The organism is Candidatus Eisenbacteria bacterium (assembly GCA_013140805.1).
Taxonomy (GTDB): domain Bacteria; phylum Eisenbacteria; class RBG-16-71-46; order RBG-16-71-46; family RBG-16-71-46; genus JABFRW01.
The window spans coordinates 1-14,806 of record JABFRW010000164.1 but is presented as its reverse complement, the minus strand read 5'-3'; the positions used below and the strand labels follow the sequence as shown (position 1 = coordinate 14,806).

Below are 14,806 nucleotides of genomic sequence, written 5' to 3'. Positions count from 1 at the left end.
CTGGTCGAAGTGAGTCTCAAACTGCTGCCCGCCCCCACCACGCGCGTGGCGCTCGGGTTCTCGCTCGACGGCGCGGTGCTCGCCGACGCCCGTCGCTGGGCCGCGCTGCCGCGACTCGAGCCGGCGGGGTCCGTGGTGCTCGGTCCCGCGCATGCGACGACGCTGCGAAGCGCCGCCGCGGTCGGCGAGCCGGCGGGTGGGCGATCGTTTCTGCTCGCGATCGGGCTCGAGTCTGATGCGCCATGGGTCGCCGCTCAGGAGCAGCGCCTTCGCGATGCGTTCGGCGCACCGGACGTGAAGCTCGAGGCCGGCTCAGCGCTCGCGTGGTCGGACCGAGTCGGCGACCTCGCGAACGGAGCGCGCGATCAACGGGAATTCGTTTCGCCGCATCGCGCGCCCACGGCGCTCGCGCCGTGGCTCGACGCTCCGCTCGCGGAGACACTGGTGTTCCATACGGCGCACGGCCGGCTGGTGCTCGATGGAACGTTGCTTCCGGATGCCGAGGAAGACGGGGCGCAGCTCGCAGCGCTCGACGCCGCGGGCTTCAGGCTCGCGGCGGGTGGGCCCGGCAGTTCGCGTGCGCGCGTTCAGGGCGTCGCGCTCGCGAGCCTCCGAGGCCGCATCCGAACGGCTCTCGATCCGCTCGGCACGTTTGGATACGGCGACGCCTGGGTAGGACTCAGCGCTCCGGGGTCGCGCTCTCCACTCGAATCCGTGGCAGGCGCTGAAGCCGATCGCCGAGCGTGAGGTTGACGGTGCTCTCCGAGACCTCGGCCATCGCCTGCAAGTAGGCGAACAGCGGGCGATTCTCCTCGGGACGCGAGCCGCAGCGGATTTCGGCGCGCATCAGATCGGGGCGCGCGTAGAGCGCTCCGCGGCCGAGCGCCGGTCCCTGGCGCCGCAACGCCATCAGCACGGGGTGTGACAATTCCGGCAAGTGATCACCATGAAGCTCGAGCGTCGGACCGACTCCCGAGGAAATGCCACGCGTCTCGGCGAGCTGCATCCACGGATCGATCCAGCCCTGCCACCCGTCGACGCGCACTTCGAGCGGCGACTCGATTCGCACCGGGCCCACCGCGAGCACGCGCCACATCGGCGACTGCCGCGTGCGCTTGGCGTCCTGGTGCATGTCGACCGTGATCTCGAGCTGGCCCAGACGGCCGCGCGCCTGCGGACCGCGACCCGGCGTGTTCTCGACCAGGCCGCCGCGCAACATGCGCCGCACTTCTTCGAGCACCTGCTGGCGCGTCGCCGCAGTGCGTCCGAGCCGCCGCACCAGCGCCAGCAGCACCATCAGCGCCACGGCGCCGGCAATGATCCAGATCACGTAACTCACGCGGGGGACTTTCGGTCAGGAGATTCCAACGAATTGCAGAGGAGCCGCAGTTTCGGCCCCCGGAGCAGGTAGCGCAAGACTATTCGTCACCTGTGAGAGTCATGTGACTGCGATGTGACACGGCCGTGAATCACCTGAAAGCGGTTACAGAAAACAAACGTACGAGAGTTCCAAATCGCACGGCGGATCCGATGTCTGATTCGACGCGTGAAACGGATTTTCGTCACCCGGGTTTTCGTCGTTTGGCGACGGCGCGCGCGAACGGTACCTTTCGCGCGGTCCGACCGCGTCCGCATCCCCTTCGAGGTCTTCCCACTCCTGATTCGCCCCCAGCCGGTCGACCCGCCCGTGAACTCAACCGAACTCTCCAAGCTCGCGCGCATGGTGCGCTGGGGCGGAGCCGTCGCGGTGCTGCTGATGCTCGGCGCCACCAGCTGCGGACCCGCAGTCGAAAAGCCGCCGCCCGAGCCGCGGCTCGACGAGGGCGAAGTGCGTGCGTCGCTCGAGGCCCTGCTCGAGCGGGATCGCGCTCGCGACACCGACAGCACCTCGATCACGTCTCAGGCGGTGCGCTTCTACGCCGCGCGAGACGGGCGCCCGGCGTGGCTGAGCCGCGGCCAGCCGACTTCGATCGCGGGCGAGCTGGTCGGCGCTCTGCAAACCGCCGCGACGCACGGCCTCGATCCCACCGACTACGAAACCGGCGCGCTCGATTCGCTCCTGCAGTCGGTCCGCGCCGCCGGCCATCATGCGACCGGTGCCGGCCGGCCGGCGATGCGAGCGGCTCTCGATCGCAAGCTGACGCGCGCCTATCTGGCGTTCGCGAACGACCGGCTGCGCGGGCGCTTCGACCCCGCGACCTTCGCTCCGAACTGGCACTCCCCGCGCTGGCGGGACCTCGACCTGGTCCCGCAACTCGAGCGTGCGATCGCTCACAAGCAGGTCGCGGCCGCACTCGATTCGCTGGATCCGGTCACTCCCGAATACGCGCAGCTCCGCGAGGCACTCGCGAGTCTGCGGTGGCTCGAAGCGGCGGGCGGCTGGCCGCGTATCTCGGCGGGTGAGCTGCTCAAGCCCGGCGCCAGCGATCCGCGCGTGCCGGAATTGCGCGCGCGTCTGGCACCCGAGGGCTCGAGTGCTCTCGGCGATTCCGCGGACATGCGCTACGACAAGCGGCTGGCGGCCGCGGTGCGCGCATTTCAGCGCCGCGTCGGCCTGCAGGCCGACGGCGAGATCGGCGTGGCCGCTCGACGCGAGCTGAACCTGCCGATCGAGGATCGCATCGCGCGCATCGAGATCAATCTCGAGCGCCTGCGCTGGGCGCGCGACGCTGTCGCCGCACGCCACGTGCAGGTCAATCTGCCCGAGTACGCGGTCCATCTGTGGGACGGCGACACGCTCGCCCGCACGATCCGCGCGGTGGTCGGCTTCGACACCACCCGCACGCCGATCTTCGAAGACACGCTGAGCCACATCATCTTCGGCCCCAGCTGGCGATTGCCGATGAGCATCATCCGCAACGAGGTGATCCCGGCGATGATCCGCGACAAGTCCTACATCGAGAAACACTTCATGAAGGTCTACCTGCGGGCGGACCCGCGCAGCGGCGAGCTGCGCCCCGACTCGATCAACTGGAAGAAGCTGCAGGCCGACAGCATTCCGATCTTCGTGCGGCAGGAGCCGGGCATCGCGAACCCGCTCGGTCGGGTCAAGTTCATGTGCCCGAATCCGTGGGACATCTACCTGCACGACACCCCGACGCGCGGCACCTTCACGCGCGCCGACCGGCGCGCCAGCCACGGCTGCGTGCGCCTCGAGCGTCCGAGCGATTTCGCTCTGTGGCTATTGCGCAATTCGAGGGAGCCGTGGGACAGCCTGCTGGTGGCTGCCGCCATGGACACGAGCCACGACAAGGTCGTGATGCTGCCGAAACGCGTGCCGGTGTTCTTCGCTTATCGGACGGCCTGGATCGATCCCGCGGGTGAACTGCAGTTCCGGCGCGATGTCTATGGCTACGACTCGCTTCATGCCCGGCGGGTCGGCCGGCCGCTCGAGCGCCTCGTGATCGCGAAGCGGGAATAGCCGCCGCTCCGCCGCGTATCGGAAGGGCCCGCCGGTTGACCGGCCGTCCACCCGAACTCGTCGGAGGATTCCCATGTCGGTCGCACTTCCGCTCCCGCCGCGCCGCGGCATTGTTCTCTCGCGCCGCACCCTGCTCCCGCTCGTCGCGCTCCTCGCCGCCCTGCTGCTCGCCGCCGGATGCGCGGGCGATCGCGCCGCCGCACCGGTCGCCGAGGAAGCGCTGTCCCGCAGCACCGCGATGGACGCGGTGGCGAACCAGGTCATGGGCGGAGCCGCAAGCGCGAGTCCGGTCTCGCTGGCGGTCGGCCGCCGGCTGATTCGCAGCGCCGATCTCACGCTGGTGGTCGCGAATCTCGACAGCACGCGCGCCGAGGTCGAACGCCTCGCCGCCGCCATGCAGGGCTTTGTCGCCGCCGCGAACGTGGGGCGTCAGAACGGCCTGCCGTTCGGCTCGCTCACGCTGCGCGTTCCGGTCGCACGACTCGACGCACTGGTCGCGCAGCTGCGCGGGCTCGCATTGCGGGTCGAACGCGAGAGCCAGTCGACGCAGGACGTGACCGACCCGTTCGTAGAGCTCGAAGCGCACTTGCGCACGCTGCGCGCGACCGAGGTCGAGCTGCGCAACCTGCTCGCCGAGTCGCGCGGACGCGGCCACAAGGTCGCCGACGTGATGGCGATTCATCGCGAGCTGACAGGAATTCGAACCCAGATCGAGCAGATCCAGGGCCAGCTTCAATCGCTCGGCCAGCTCGCCGAGCTCGCGACCGTTCAGCTCGCGCTGATTCCCGATCCGGCGATCCGGCCGCTCGCGAAGGAATCGTGGCGTCCGTTCGTCACCGCTCGCGCGAGCTTCGGCACCTTGCTGGCGGCGCTGCGCACGCTCGCCGATCTCGGCATCTGGGCGGCCGTGGTGCTGGCGCCGCTCGCGCTGCTGATCGGGCTGCCGCTGTGGCTGATCGTGCGCGGCAGCCGCAAGCGGGCCCCGCGTGTCGCGGGACCCGCTCCGACCGCTTAGTCCTTCTTCTCCCACACCTCGCGGCTCAGCGCCGCGATCGGCTCGAGCTTGGACTTGACGAGCGTGGCGTTGACCGAGAGCAGCTCCTTCTCGGTCAGCGCACGCTGCTTCGCCTGCGCCGCCGCCAGCTCCTGCTCCATCAGCTTCAGATTGTCGATCTGCGCGCCGGTCGGGCGACCATCGTGGAAGTTTACGGCTCCATACAGCAGCCCGAGTTTCTCGCGCAGCTGCTCCTCGCCGGTGATCGCCCCTTCGCGCGTCGCCGACATCGAGTTGCGGAACGCGTCGACGCGATCGAGCCACGGCTGCAGCGCCTTGCGCGCCGGATCCTTCGGCCCGAGTTTCGCGAGGCGCTCGCCGGCCTGCTTGCGCACGTCGATCACGACCTCGGTGAGATAGGTCAGGTCCGCGAGCATGCCGTAGAGCTGCATCACGGTGCGATTCTGGATCGCACGGTCCTCGGTCGAGTATTTGGAACGTGGATCACCCGCCAGGGTGAGCTTCGACTCGAGCGTCTCCTTGCCCTTGATGAGCTTCACCGAGTAGTCGCCGAACGGCACCCGCGGGCCCATGAACGCACCTTGATCGCGGATCAGCTGGGCGGCAGGCGGCGACTTGGGCGGCTTCATGCGCATCGACCAGGTCACCCGGTTGATGCCGCGCCGCTTGCCACCGTTGATCGACTGGATGAGCTTGCCCTGAGCGTCGTAGACCTCGACCTTCAGGTCGCCGATCATGTGCCGCTTCTTGAGGTAGTAGTTGATCGAGGCGCTCTCGTGATAGCCACGCCCCACGAAGTTCTCTTCGCTGTCGAAGCGCTGTTCGGCGTTCGGGATGTACACCACCGCCGGGCGCGCGGGCAGGAACGCCACGTCCTTGTCGAGCGTCGCGGGATCGAGCGAGCGCAGCGGCGACAGGTCGTCGAGCACGTAGAGCGCACGGCCGTGCGTCGCGATCACGAGGTCGCCTTCGCGCGGGTGAATGGCGAGATCGCGCACCGGCACGTTCGGCAGCCCGGGCGTGAGCTGACCCCACTGCTTGCCGTCGTCGAGCGACACGTAGAGCCCGTACTCGGTGCCGAGGAACAGCAGGCTCGGATTCACCCGATCCTGCTTGATCACGTGCGCGAACCACTTGAGTTCCGGAGTTGCGAGCGAGGTCCAGGTCTTCCCAAAGTCGACGGTCTTGTAAACGTACGTCTTCATGTCGCTCATGGTGTGACGATCGAACGTCGCGTAGGCGGTGCCCTCGGCGAAGCGGCTGGCATCCACGCACGAGACCCACGAGTTCGCGGGCAGTCCGGTGATGTTCTTCGCCACGTTCGTCCAGCTCTTGCCACCGTCTCGCGTGATCTGAAGGTTGCCGTCGTCGGTGCCGACCCAGATCAGATCCGCATTGAGCGGTGACTCGCAGATGGTGTAGATCGTGCAGTGATTCTCGGCGCTCGAGTTGTCGACCGAAACGCCGCCCGACAATTCCTGCTGCTGCTTGACCGGATCGTTCGTGGTCAGGTCCCCGCCCAGCCGCTCCCAGTGCTCGCCACGATCTCGGGTGCGGTAGAGGAACTGCGAGCCCTGATAGAACGCACGCGACTTCTCACCCACGTGCAGCGGCGTGTTCCAGTTGAAGCGCAGCTTGGGATCGCCGATGCGCTCGAACGGCTTGATGGTCTTCTGCTCGCCGGTCGTGAGGTTGCGGCGCCACACGATGCCGCCCTGCATCTCGCTGTAGACGTAGTCTTCGTCGGAAGGTTCGACGAATGCGGCGAATCCGTCGCCGAATCCGATGTTCTTCCAGTGCGTCAGTCCGATCCCGCTGCTGTTGTGCGAGGGACCGGTCCAGGTGCCGTTGTCCTGCAGCCCGCCGTACACGTGGTAGGGGAACCGCGAGTCGACACTCACGTGGTAGAACTGCCCGAGCGGCAGCTGGCCCACGAATCGGAACGCCATGCCGTTGTCTTCGGAAATGTAGAGTCCGCCGTCGGTGCCGACCAGAATCTGCGCGGGGCGCTTGGGGTTGATCCAGGTGGCGTGATGGTCACCGTGCGGGCTGCCTGCGATGCCGGCCCAGGTGCCTCCACCGTCCTCGGTCATCGAAAGTCCGAAGCCGGGCTTGTACGCCTTGTTCGGATCGGTCGGGTGGCACACGAAGCGCGCGAAGTAGAACGGCCGCCCGACCAGATTGAAGCTGGTGCTCATCTTGGTCCACGAAGCACCCTTGTCGTCGGAACGGTAGAGCGCACTCTCCTTGGCTTCGACCACCGCGTACACGCGGTTCGGCATCGCCGGCGAGATCTCGACCGCGATGCGCCCCAGCGTGCCGGCCGGCAGATCCTTCGTGAGCTTCGTCCAGGTCTTGCCGCCGTCGGTGGTCTTGAAGAAGGCGCTCCCGGGGCCGCCCGAAACGAACGACCAGCCGGTGCGACGGAACTGCCACATCGAGGCGTAGAGCGTGTTCGGATCCGAGGGATCCATGGCGAGGTCGGCCGCGCCGGTGTTGTCGTCGACGAACAGCACCTTCTCCCAGCTCTTGCCGCCGTCGAGCGTGCGATAGACGCCGCGATCGGCGCTCGGCCCCCACAGCGCGCCGAGTGCGGCGACGAACACGCGGTCCGAGTTCTTGGGATCGATGCAGATCTTCGCGATGCGCTCGGTCTTCTCGAGCCCCAGCTTCTCCCAGTCGTCGCCGCCGTTGGTGGTGCGGAACACGCCTTCGCCGATCGAGGTGCTGTTGCGCACCCACGGCTCGCCGGTTCCGACCCACACCGTCTTCGAGTTCTGCGGATCGATGCGTAGGTCGCCGATCGACTGGATGTACTTGTCGAACACCGGCTTGAACGAAGTGCCGCCGTCCATCGACTTCCACACTCCGCCGCTCGCGGCGCCGACCCAGATCGTGAGCTTCTCTTCCTGTACGGCATCGAGGCACGCGATGCGGCCCGACATCACGGCCGGACCGATTGCGCGCGGCTCGAGCCCGGCAAAGGTCTCGGAGTCGATCTTCACGCCCTGCGCCGATGCGCGGGGTGGAGACGCGAACGCGAACGCGGCGAGCACGACCAGCGCCGCCGCCAGCGGAGCGAATCTTTTCATGGGGACCTCGGTGGGGGGTGACGGGACGCGCGGGTGTTCGGGGCGTCGCCGGGTGCGGCGGTCTGTTCGCCGCGGGGACGGCGACCGCGGGCGCGGCGCCGCGCGTGAGCGCGGCGCCGGCCCGGGCTCCACTACTTCTTTTCGGCCTTCTTCTCGGTCTTGTCCGCGGCCTTCGGCGCCTCGGCGGTCTTGGCCGCTTCGGGAGCCTTGGCGACCACCGCGTTCTTCGGCACCGCGAACAGCGAGTCCGGCACCGCGGCGTTCATTTCGAACTTCTCCATCACCATCTTCTGGTGCTGCTCGGCCGGGCTGCCCTTGGCGCCCTGCGCCACGACCGTCGCGTACACCAGGCCGTCGAACTCCTTGTAGTCACCGCTGATCGATTCGAACTCCATCTCGGTACCACGGATGGTGCGCTTGCCCTCGCGCTTCACCTCGAGGCCCGACTCGGAGTCGAGGAAGATCACGCGCGGCTCGCCGCTCTTGAGCGTGACCTTGAGCTTGTAGCAGTCGGCGCCCTCGACCTGCTCCTTGCCCGCGTACTCGACCTTGTGACCCTTGTCCTTCCAATCCACGAGCACGCCGTCGAAGTCGGCTTCCTCGCTCATCATCTTGCTCTCTTCGGCCGGCATCACTTCGGGATCCTTCTTGCCCATGAACGGCATGACCATCCACGCCTGGCCCTTGGTGCCGTCGAACGCCTGAATGCCGGTCATGCCCTGGAACGTGAATTCGACGCGCTGATGGTTCGGACGCGCGCGATACACCGTGAACGGCGCTTCCATCGCACCGCCCATCACCATCTTGCCGGTGACCTTCATGCTCTTGACGGCGCGCAGCTTGTCGAGGCCGCCCATCGCCTTGAAGTGCTGGTCGAGAACTTCGTCGAGCGTCTGCGCGGATGCGATCGCGGAGAAACCGGTGAGCAGGATCGCCGCGAGGATGAGACGACGAAACATCGAGGATGCCTCCTGGAGGAAGGGCGGTGGTCGCCCGGGATGTCGGCGGGGAGCATGACGGGGCTCCACCAGCCCCGTTGCGGTGCGAACTCGTGCCGTCATGACGGCATGGGATGCCGGAAGGTTTCCCATGCGGGCCGATGTCGTGCAAGCCCCCGGCTCGCGGCCCGACCGGCGCGGGTTTCGGGCCGACCAGTGCGGCGTGCTCCGGGGCCCCTCCCTGGATCGGCTCCGTCGCCGTGCTTTGGTAGAGTGCGCCGCCATGAATCCCACTCCCCACGGTGAGTTCGAGCTGCCGCAGCTGCGGTTCGTTCCGGTCGACGCGCTGGTACCGCACGAAAAGCACGATGAGCAGCGCGCGCAGCCGCTCATCCAGCGCATGCGCGAGCAGGGCGTGCTCAAGAATCCACCGATCGTGTCACCGCTCGATGCGGGTGGCTCGCGCTTCGTGGTGCTCGACGGTGCGAATCGCACCACCGCGGCGCGCGTGGCGGCACTGCCTCATCTGGTAGTCCAGGTAGTCGACTACGACGACGAATCGCTCGAGCTCTCGACCTGGCATCACGCACTGGTCGGCGTCGAGGCCGAACGCATTCGTCAGCTGCTCGACCAGGTGCCGGGCCTGTCGGTGAGCGCGGAAACTCCGCTGCACGCTCATGCGCTGCTCGCGCGCCGCGAAGCGATCGCGCTGTTCGACGCCGACCACGAGACGCTGGTGCTGCAGGGGGGCGGCTCGCTGCACGAGCGAACCGAGCTCCTCAATTCGGTGGTGGATCTGTATCGCGGCCGGGCGCGCTTCCATCGGGTCACCGGCGACACGCTCGCAGGTGCGCGCAAGCGCTTTCCCGAGGCGTCGGCGCTGGTGGTGTTCCCGTCGTTCGAAAAGGCCGAGATCCTCGAGCTGGCCACCGACGGGGCGCGCCTGCCGGCCGGCATCACGCGCCACCTGATCCCGTGGCGCGCACTGCGGCTCAACGTGCCGCTCGATCGTCTCGCCGATGAGAATCGTTCGCTGGCCGAGAAGGACCAGTGGCTGGCGAGCTGGCTGCAGGAAAAGGTCATCCAGCGCCGGGTGCGCTTCTACCAGGAAAGCACGGTCGTTTTCGACGAGTAGCGGCCAGGCCCAGGGTCCCCCGGTCGTGGCCTCCGGTGGCGACCCCCGATCGCGCCCGATCGCGCGCCTCAAGCGGCTCGTCCCGGCTTCCGATACCTGTGCGGACGTCGCCGAGTTCGGGGTCGCCCTCGGCCCCTCCCCCAACGCCTCACGGCCGGAGAACGCCATGCCCATGGAGCGGGCGGGTTCAGCGCTCGCGCCCGCCACGCCGCTCGAGAGACGCGCGTGGTAGGCCGCATCTCGCTGCGAACACGGCTCGCGCTGCTGGCCGGCGTCGCGATCCTGACGGTGCTGATCGCCATTCCGCTGGTGGCCGGCCTGCATCGTCGCGCCCGCATCGAGTACGACGCGCTCGAATCGCATCTGCGCTGCACACTGCTGGCGGAGCGACTCGCGAACAACGTGAGTGCGCAGGTCAAGGAGTACGTCGACGTCGCGGTGGTACGAAGCGAACCGCACGACGAGCTCGAACAGCTCCACGCTGAAGCGCGCGTGATTCTGTCCGAGTGGGCGAACGCGACCGCGACCAGTCCGGACGCTCACGGGCACACGCAGATGCTGGCCGACCAGCAGGCGGTGAGCCGCAGCTACGAGGAGTTTCGCGCGATCGGACGGCGCGTCCGCATGCTCGGCGAGCGCGGGCGGGTGAACGAAGCGAGCGACCTGATCGAGCAGCGCCTCGACCAGACCAACGACGGCTCGTTGACCGCGCGCATCGTCTCATTCGTTCGCGCCCAGGAGCGCGACCTTGGGACCGAGATCGATCACCAGCGCCACCAGACCGCGGTGCTCTACAGCTCGCTCGCGATCGGCGCGATCGCGTTCGCGCTCATCCTGTTCGCGACCGCCGTACTGCTCGGATTCTGGATCCTCGCACCCGTGCGTGAACTCGAGCACGGCGCGGAGCGCGTCGCGGCCGGCGATCTGTCGACCCCGGTCGCGGTGAACACGGCGGACGAACTCGGAGCGTTGTGCGGCTCATTCAACATCATGATGGCGGAGCTGCGCGCCCGTCGGCACGAGGACCGCCAGCTGCAGGAGCGCTCGCGCGCCGCGCAGGAGGCCGCCGAGTCCGCGAACCGCGCCAAGAGCGAGTTCCTGGCGAATGCGTCACATGAGCTGCGCACCCCGCTGACCGGCGTGATCGGATTCCTCAATCTGGTGCTCGAAGGCCTGTGCGATTCGCCGCAGGAACGCGACGATTTGTTGCGGCGCGCGCTCACGTGTTCGGAGACGCTCCTCACGCTCATCAACGACGTGCTCGATCTGGCGAAGATCGAGGCCGGGCGCATGGCGATCGAACGCCGCGTGGTGGACGTGCGCGAGTTGCTCGATCGCGTCTACCTGGAGACGCACGTGCTCGCCGAGCGCAAGGGCATCGAGCTGGCCTTCGAACCGGTGCCACGCACGGTGGCCCGCGTCACGGGCGATCCGACGCGGCTGCGGCAGGTGCTCGTCAACCTGATCGGCAACGCCATCAAGTTCACGTCCAGCGGCTCGGTGCGGGTCAAGGTCTCGCCTCAGATCGAGGAGGGACACGCGCGCTTCGAGGTGATCGACACCGGGCTCGGAATCGATCCCGAGAAGCTCGGAATCGTGTTCGACAAGTTCACCCAGGCCGACGGCAGCACCACGCGGGCTCACGGCGGCACCGGAATCGGTCTCACCATCAGCCGCGACTTGATCGAGCTGATGGGTGGGGTGATCTGGATCGAGAGTCAGGGCATCGGGCAGGGGACGCGCGTCGGCTTCGCGCTTCAGGTGCCGCGCACCGACGAAGACGACCAGGACTCACCCGCGCTCGCGCAGGTACAGGGTCCGGCCGGCGGACCCCTGGTGCTGATCGTCGACGACGACCGCGATGCGCGCGAGTGGTCGCGGCGCGTGCTGCATCGGCGCGGTTACCGCACGCTCGAGGCGCGCACCGCGAACGCCGGGTGGTCGGCGATGCTCAAGCACCGGCCCGACCTCGTGGTCCTCGACTACGCGCTCGACTGCGCCCCCGACGCCGACCTGCACACCGGGTGGGACCTGGCCGAGCGCATCGGAAGCGACACCGGCTTCGCGCGCACGCCGATCGTGTTCCTGACCGCGTTCGCTCAGGAGCTGGAGCCACGGGTGCGCAAGTGGGCGACGCCGGGCTCGATCGCGCTACTGCCGAAACCGTTCAGCCAGGACGGGCTGCTCGATCGCGTCGACGAGCTGCTGCCGCCGGCCGAGGGCCGCCCGCTGCGGGTGCTGCTGGCCGACGACGATCCCGCCATCTCGGCGTTCGTGCACCGCGCGCTGCCGATCGAGCGCTTCCACCTGCAGGTGGTCTCGAACGGTCGCGAATGCCTGCAGGCACTGGCCGAGAATCCGAACGCCTACGACCTGCTGCTGCTCGATCTGATGATGCCGGAGATGAGCGGCTACGACGTGCTGCGCGCCCTGGCGTTGCGCCGCGGCACCCCCGCGCCGCCGGTCGTGGTGTTCTCGAACGCGCTCGACGCCGGCTCGCCGGCCGAACGCGAAGCACTGGCGCGCGGCGCGGTGATCGACGTGCTCGCCAAGGGCGACATCCAGCGCCAGCCTTCGTTGCTGGCCGAGATTCTCGCGCGCGCCGCGCAGCGCACCGGCCATACGCTCGACGACCTGATCGCCCTCCGGAAGGCCGCATGAACCGGATCGTGGTGGTCGAGGATGATCGCAACAACGCCGACTTCTTCGAGCGCCTGCTGTCGCGCAAGCTGGGCTGCGAAGTCCTGATCGCGCAGCGCCCCGAGGACCTGTTCGAGGCCTGCGCGAACGGCGACGTCGGCGTGGTGCTCATGGACGTTTCGCTCGAGCAGTGGACTTTCGAGGGTTCGCCGGTGAGCGGCATCCAGTTGTGCCGCCTGCTGCGCTCGAATCCCGACACGGCCGCAATTCCGATCGTGCTGGCGACCGCGCACGCGATGCACGGCGACGCCGAGCGGCTGCTCGAGGAGAGCGGTGCGAACGAGTACGTCTCCAAGCCGATCGCCGACGTGGCGCGATTCGTCGAGCGCATCCGGCACTGGATGGCGCGCGCCGCCTAGCGTCGTCCGCGACGACGCTCTAACCTGCGCGACGACATGAAAGCCGCTGCGTTCACCCGTCACGGGGGCCCCGAAGTCCTCGAACTCATCGAGCTGCCGGAACCTCGCTGCGGCCCGGACGAGGTGCGGCTCGCGGTGCGCGCGTGCGGTCTCAATCATCTCGACCTGTGGATTCGGCAGGGCACGCTCGGGCTCGAGATCGAGCTTCCGCACGTGGGCGGCTGCGACGTGGTCGGCGAGGCGCTCGAGGTCGGCGCGGCGGTGACGAGCGTGAAGACCGGCGATCGAGTGCTCGCCCACGCGGTGATCTCGTGCGGCCGCTGCGATGCCTGCGCCTCGGGCGCCGACCATCAGTGCCGGCACTACGACCTGATCGGACGCCGCCGCAACGGAGGCTTCGCGGAGCAGTGTGTGATCCCGGCCCGCAACGCACTGCCGTGTCCTTCGAACCTGAGCTGGGAAGAGGCGGCGACGCTTCCGGTGGTGCTGGTGACCGCGTGGCACATGCTGAACGGGCGCGCCCGGCTGCGAGCCGGGGAGGATTGCCTCGTGATCGGTGCGAGCAGCGGTGTCGGCAGCGCCGCGGTGCAGGTCGCGAAGCTGCTCGGTGCGCGTGTGATCGCGACGGCCGGGAGCGCCGCCAAGCTCGAGCGCGCACGAGCGCTCGGCGCCGATGACCTGATCGATCACTCGCGGACCGACATCGCCGCGGAAGTGCGACGCCTGACTGCGAAGAAGGGGGTCGAGGTGGTGTTCGAGCACGTCGGAGGCAAAGTGTTCGAGAGCTGCGTCGCCTCACTCGCGCGCAATGGTCGGCTGGTCACCTGCGGTGCCACGATCGGCAGCCAGGTCAAGCTCGACATCAACGTGCTGTTCGGCCGCCACCTGTCGCTGCTCGGGTCGTGGATGGGCAGTCGCGGAGAACTCGCCGAGGTACTCGAATTCGTGAGCAGCGGACGCTTGAAGCCGGTGCTCGATTCGGTGCTGCCGCTCTCTCAGTTGCGTGCCGCGCACGAACGCCTCGAGTCGGGTGCTCACTTCGGCAAGCTCGTGCTGGTGCCGTGACGCCATGAAACGCGCGCTGGCACTCGAGCCCCGTCACAAGCCGCTCGCCCCGGCGCGCAAGTTCCGCAGCCGGCTGCTGCGGTTCTCGCTGCTCGCCGTGAGCGTGATCGGAGTGTCGCTGCTGATCGGCGTCGCCGGCTACCACTGGCTCGCGCACTTCAGCTGGCTCGATGCGCTCGTCAACGCCTCGATGATCCTCGGCGGCATGGGCCCGGTGGATCCGGTGCACACCACCGGTGGCAAGTGGTTCGCTTCGATCTACGCGCTCTACAGCGGTGTGACGCTGCTCACCAGCGTCGGCCTGCTGTTCGCGCCGATCGTTCATCGCTTCCTGCATCGCTTCCATCTCGAAGACCGTGCCGGAGGCAATGAGTGACTTCCGCACCGGCCGGCCCGAACGTGTCGTGGTTCGACACCCATGACGCACCGCAGCGGCGCGACCTCGAGACCTGCATTCATTGCGGGCTATGCCTCACCGCATGCCCCACCTATCGCACGCTCAAGCTCGAGCCCGACTCGCCGCGCGGGCGCCTCTACCTGATGCGCGGTCTCGCCGAGGGCACGATCGAGCCCGACGACCAGGTGCTGCATCACCTCGACCAGTGCCTCGATTGTCGCGCGTGCGAAACCGTGTGCCCGGCCGGCGTGCCGTACGGTCATCTGCTCGAGCAGACGCGCGGGCAGCTCGAACGGCGCGCGCGCCGCATCGGTCCGCTGCGATGGCTCGGGCGCCTGGCGCTCGAGCAGCTGCTGCCGCATCGCGGCCGCATGATCTGGGTGGCCGAGGCGTTGCGCATCGGCCAGCGCGCCCCGTTCGCCGCCCTGATGCGCTCGCCACTGGCGCGTCGAGTCCTGCCGCGCTTCGCCACGCAGGGCTTCGACATGACGCCTGCGATCGCACCGCGCGCCGAACGCCGGCTGGCGCGCGTCGAAGCGCGGCTGTCGGCCCGCGCCCGCATGGAGCGTCGCGACGATGCGCTGGTCTTTCACCCCGCCGGCACCGCGCGGATGCACGTCGCCTACTTCAAGACCTGCGTGATGGACACGTTCTTCTCGCTCACGAGCCAGGACACGGTACGGC

Annotated in this window: 12 protein-coding genes; 9 read left to right on the top strand and 3 right to left on the bottom strand. The window is 68.3% G+C overall.

What is annotated here, in order from left to right; genetic code table 11:
* Window positions 1-747: hypothetical protein (locus HOP12_12805; protein ID NOT35027.1), on the top strand; the 747-nt coding region annotated here is incomplete at its 5' end.
* On the opposite strand, the gene HOP12_12800 is transcribed toward HOP12_12805, so the two are convergent.
* Window positions 680-1,339: a hypothetical protein gene (locus tag HOP12_12800; GenBank protein ID NOT35026.1), complete on the bottom strand. Its 660-nt coding sequence runs from the start codon at window positions 1,337-1,339 to the stop codon at window positions 680-682. The two genes, HOP12_12805 and HOP12_12800, sit on opposite strands and share 68 nt — an antisense overlap.
* Before the next feature lie 348 nt (window positions 1,340-1,687).
* On the opposite strand from HOP12_12800, the gene HOP12_12795 reads away from it, so the two are divergent.
* Window positions 1,688-3,421, top strand: coding sequence for a L,D-transpeptidase family protein (locus HOP12_12795; GenBank protein ID NOT35025.1), 1,734 nt, complete (start codon window positions 1,688-1,690; stop codon window positions 3,419-3,421).
* Window positions 3,422-3,494: 73 nt separating this feature from the next.
* Complete coding sequence (locus HOP12_12790) at window positions 3,495-4,436, top strand: DUF4349 domain-containing protein (protein ID NOT35024.1); 942 nt, start codon at window positions 3,495-3,497, stop codon at window positions 4,434-4,436.
* Here the strand turns inward: HOP12_12790 and HOP12_12785 are convergent.
* Together HOP12_12785 and HOP12_12780 are read right to left on the bottom strand one after the other, a co-directional pair.
* On the bottom strand, window positions 4,433-7,528 hold the full coding sequence (locus tag HOP12_12785) for a glycosyl hydrolase (protein NOT35023.1): 3,096 nt from the start codon (window positions 7,526-7,528) through the stop codon (window positions 4,433-4,435). The genes HOP12_12790 and HOP12_12785 overlap by 4 nt on opposite strands.
* Window positions 7,529-7,659: 131 nt before the next feature.
* The gene (locus tag HOP12_12780; protein ID NOT35022.1) at window positions 7,660-8,487 is read right to left on the bottom strand and encodes a hypothetical protein; all 828 of its coding nucleotides are present in this window, start codon (window positions 8,485-8,487) and stop codon (window positions 7,660-7,662) included.
* Between the two features lie 262 nt (window positions 8,488-8,749).
* On the opposite strand from HOP12_12780, the gene HOP12_12775 reads away from it, so the two are divergent.
* The 6 genes from HOP12_12775 to HOP12_12750 form a co-directional block, all read left to right on the top strand.
* Window positions 8,750-9,601 (top strand): ParB N-terminal domain-containing protein, encoded by an 852-nt coding sequence (locus HOP12_12775; GenBank protein ID NOT35021.1) that lies wholly within the window; start codon window positions 8,750-8,752, stop codon window positions 9,599-9,601.
* 225 nt (window positions 9,602-9,826) lie between these two features.
* The gene (locus HOP12_12770; GenBank protein ID NOT35020.1) at window positions 9,827-12,262 is read left to right on the top strand and encodes a response regulator; all 2,436 of its coding nucleotides are present in this window, start codon (window positions 9,827-9,829) and stop codon (window positions 12,260-12,262) included.
* The gene (locus HOP12_12765) at window positions 12,259-12,660 is read left to right on the top strand and encodes a response regulator (protein NOT35019.1); all 402 of its coding nucleotides are present in this window, start codon (window positions 12,259-12,261) and stop codon (window positions 12,658-12,660) included. Before HOP12_12770 ends, HOP12_12765 begins: the two co-directional genes overlap by 4 nt.
* A gap of 36 nt (window positions 12,661-12,696) precedes the next feature.
* Window positions 12,697-13,725: a zinc-binding dehydrogenase gene (locus HOP12_12760; protein NOT35018.1), complete on the top strand. Its 1,029-nt coding sequence runs from the start codon at window positions 12,697-12,699 to the stop codon at window positions 13,723-13,725.
* Between the two features lie 4 nt (window positions 13,726-13,729).
* The gene (locus tag HOP12_12755; protein ID NOT35017.1) at window positions 13,730-14,101 is read left to right on the top strand and encodes a hypothetical protein; all 372 of its coding nucleotides are present in this window, start codon (window positions 13,730-13,732) and stop codon (window positions 14,099-14,101) included.
* On the top strand, window positions 14,098-14,806 hold a 709-nt coding region (locus HOP12_12750), incomplete at its 3' end, for a 4Fe-4S dicluster domain-containing protein (GenBank protein ID NOT35016.1). The genes HOP12_12755 and HOP12_12750, both read left to right, overlap by 4 nt.

What these genes read in the sequence shown, in the direction of transcription:
- HOP12_12790 (NOT35024.1), top strand. Translation starts at nt 3,495, where the DNA reads ATGTCGGTCGCACTTCCGCTCCCGCCGCGCCGCGGCATTGTTCTCTCG.
- HOP12_12785 (NOT35023.1), bottom strand. Translation starts at nt 7,528, where the DNA reads ATGAAAAGATTCGCTCCGCTGGCGGCGGCGCTGGTCGTGCTCGCCGCG.
- HOP12_12780 (NOT35022.1), bottom strand. Translation starts at nt 8,487, where the DNA reads ATGTTTCGTCGTCTCATCCTCGCGGCGATCCTGCTCACCGGTTTCTCC.
- HOP12_12775 (NOT35021.1), top strand. Translation starts at nt 8,750, where the DNA reads ATGAATCCCACTCCCCACGGTGAGTTCGAGCTGCCGCAGCTGCGGTTC.
- HOP12_12765 (NOT35019.1), top strand. Translation starts at nt 12,259, where the DNA reads ATGAACCGGATCGTGGTGGTCGAGGATGATCGCAACAACGCCGACTTC.
- HOP12_12760 (NOT35018.1), top strand. Translation starts at nt 12,697, where the DNA reads ATGAAAGCCGCTGCGTTCACCCGTCACGGGGGCCCCGAAGTCCTCGAA.
- HOP12_12755 (NOT35017.1), top strand. Translation starts at nt 13,730, where the DNA reads ATGAAACGCGCGCTGGCACTCGAGCCCCGTCACAAGCCGCTCGCCCCG.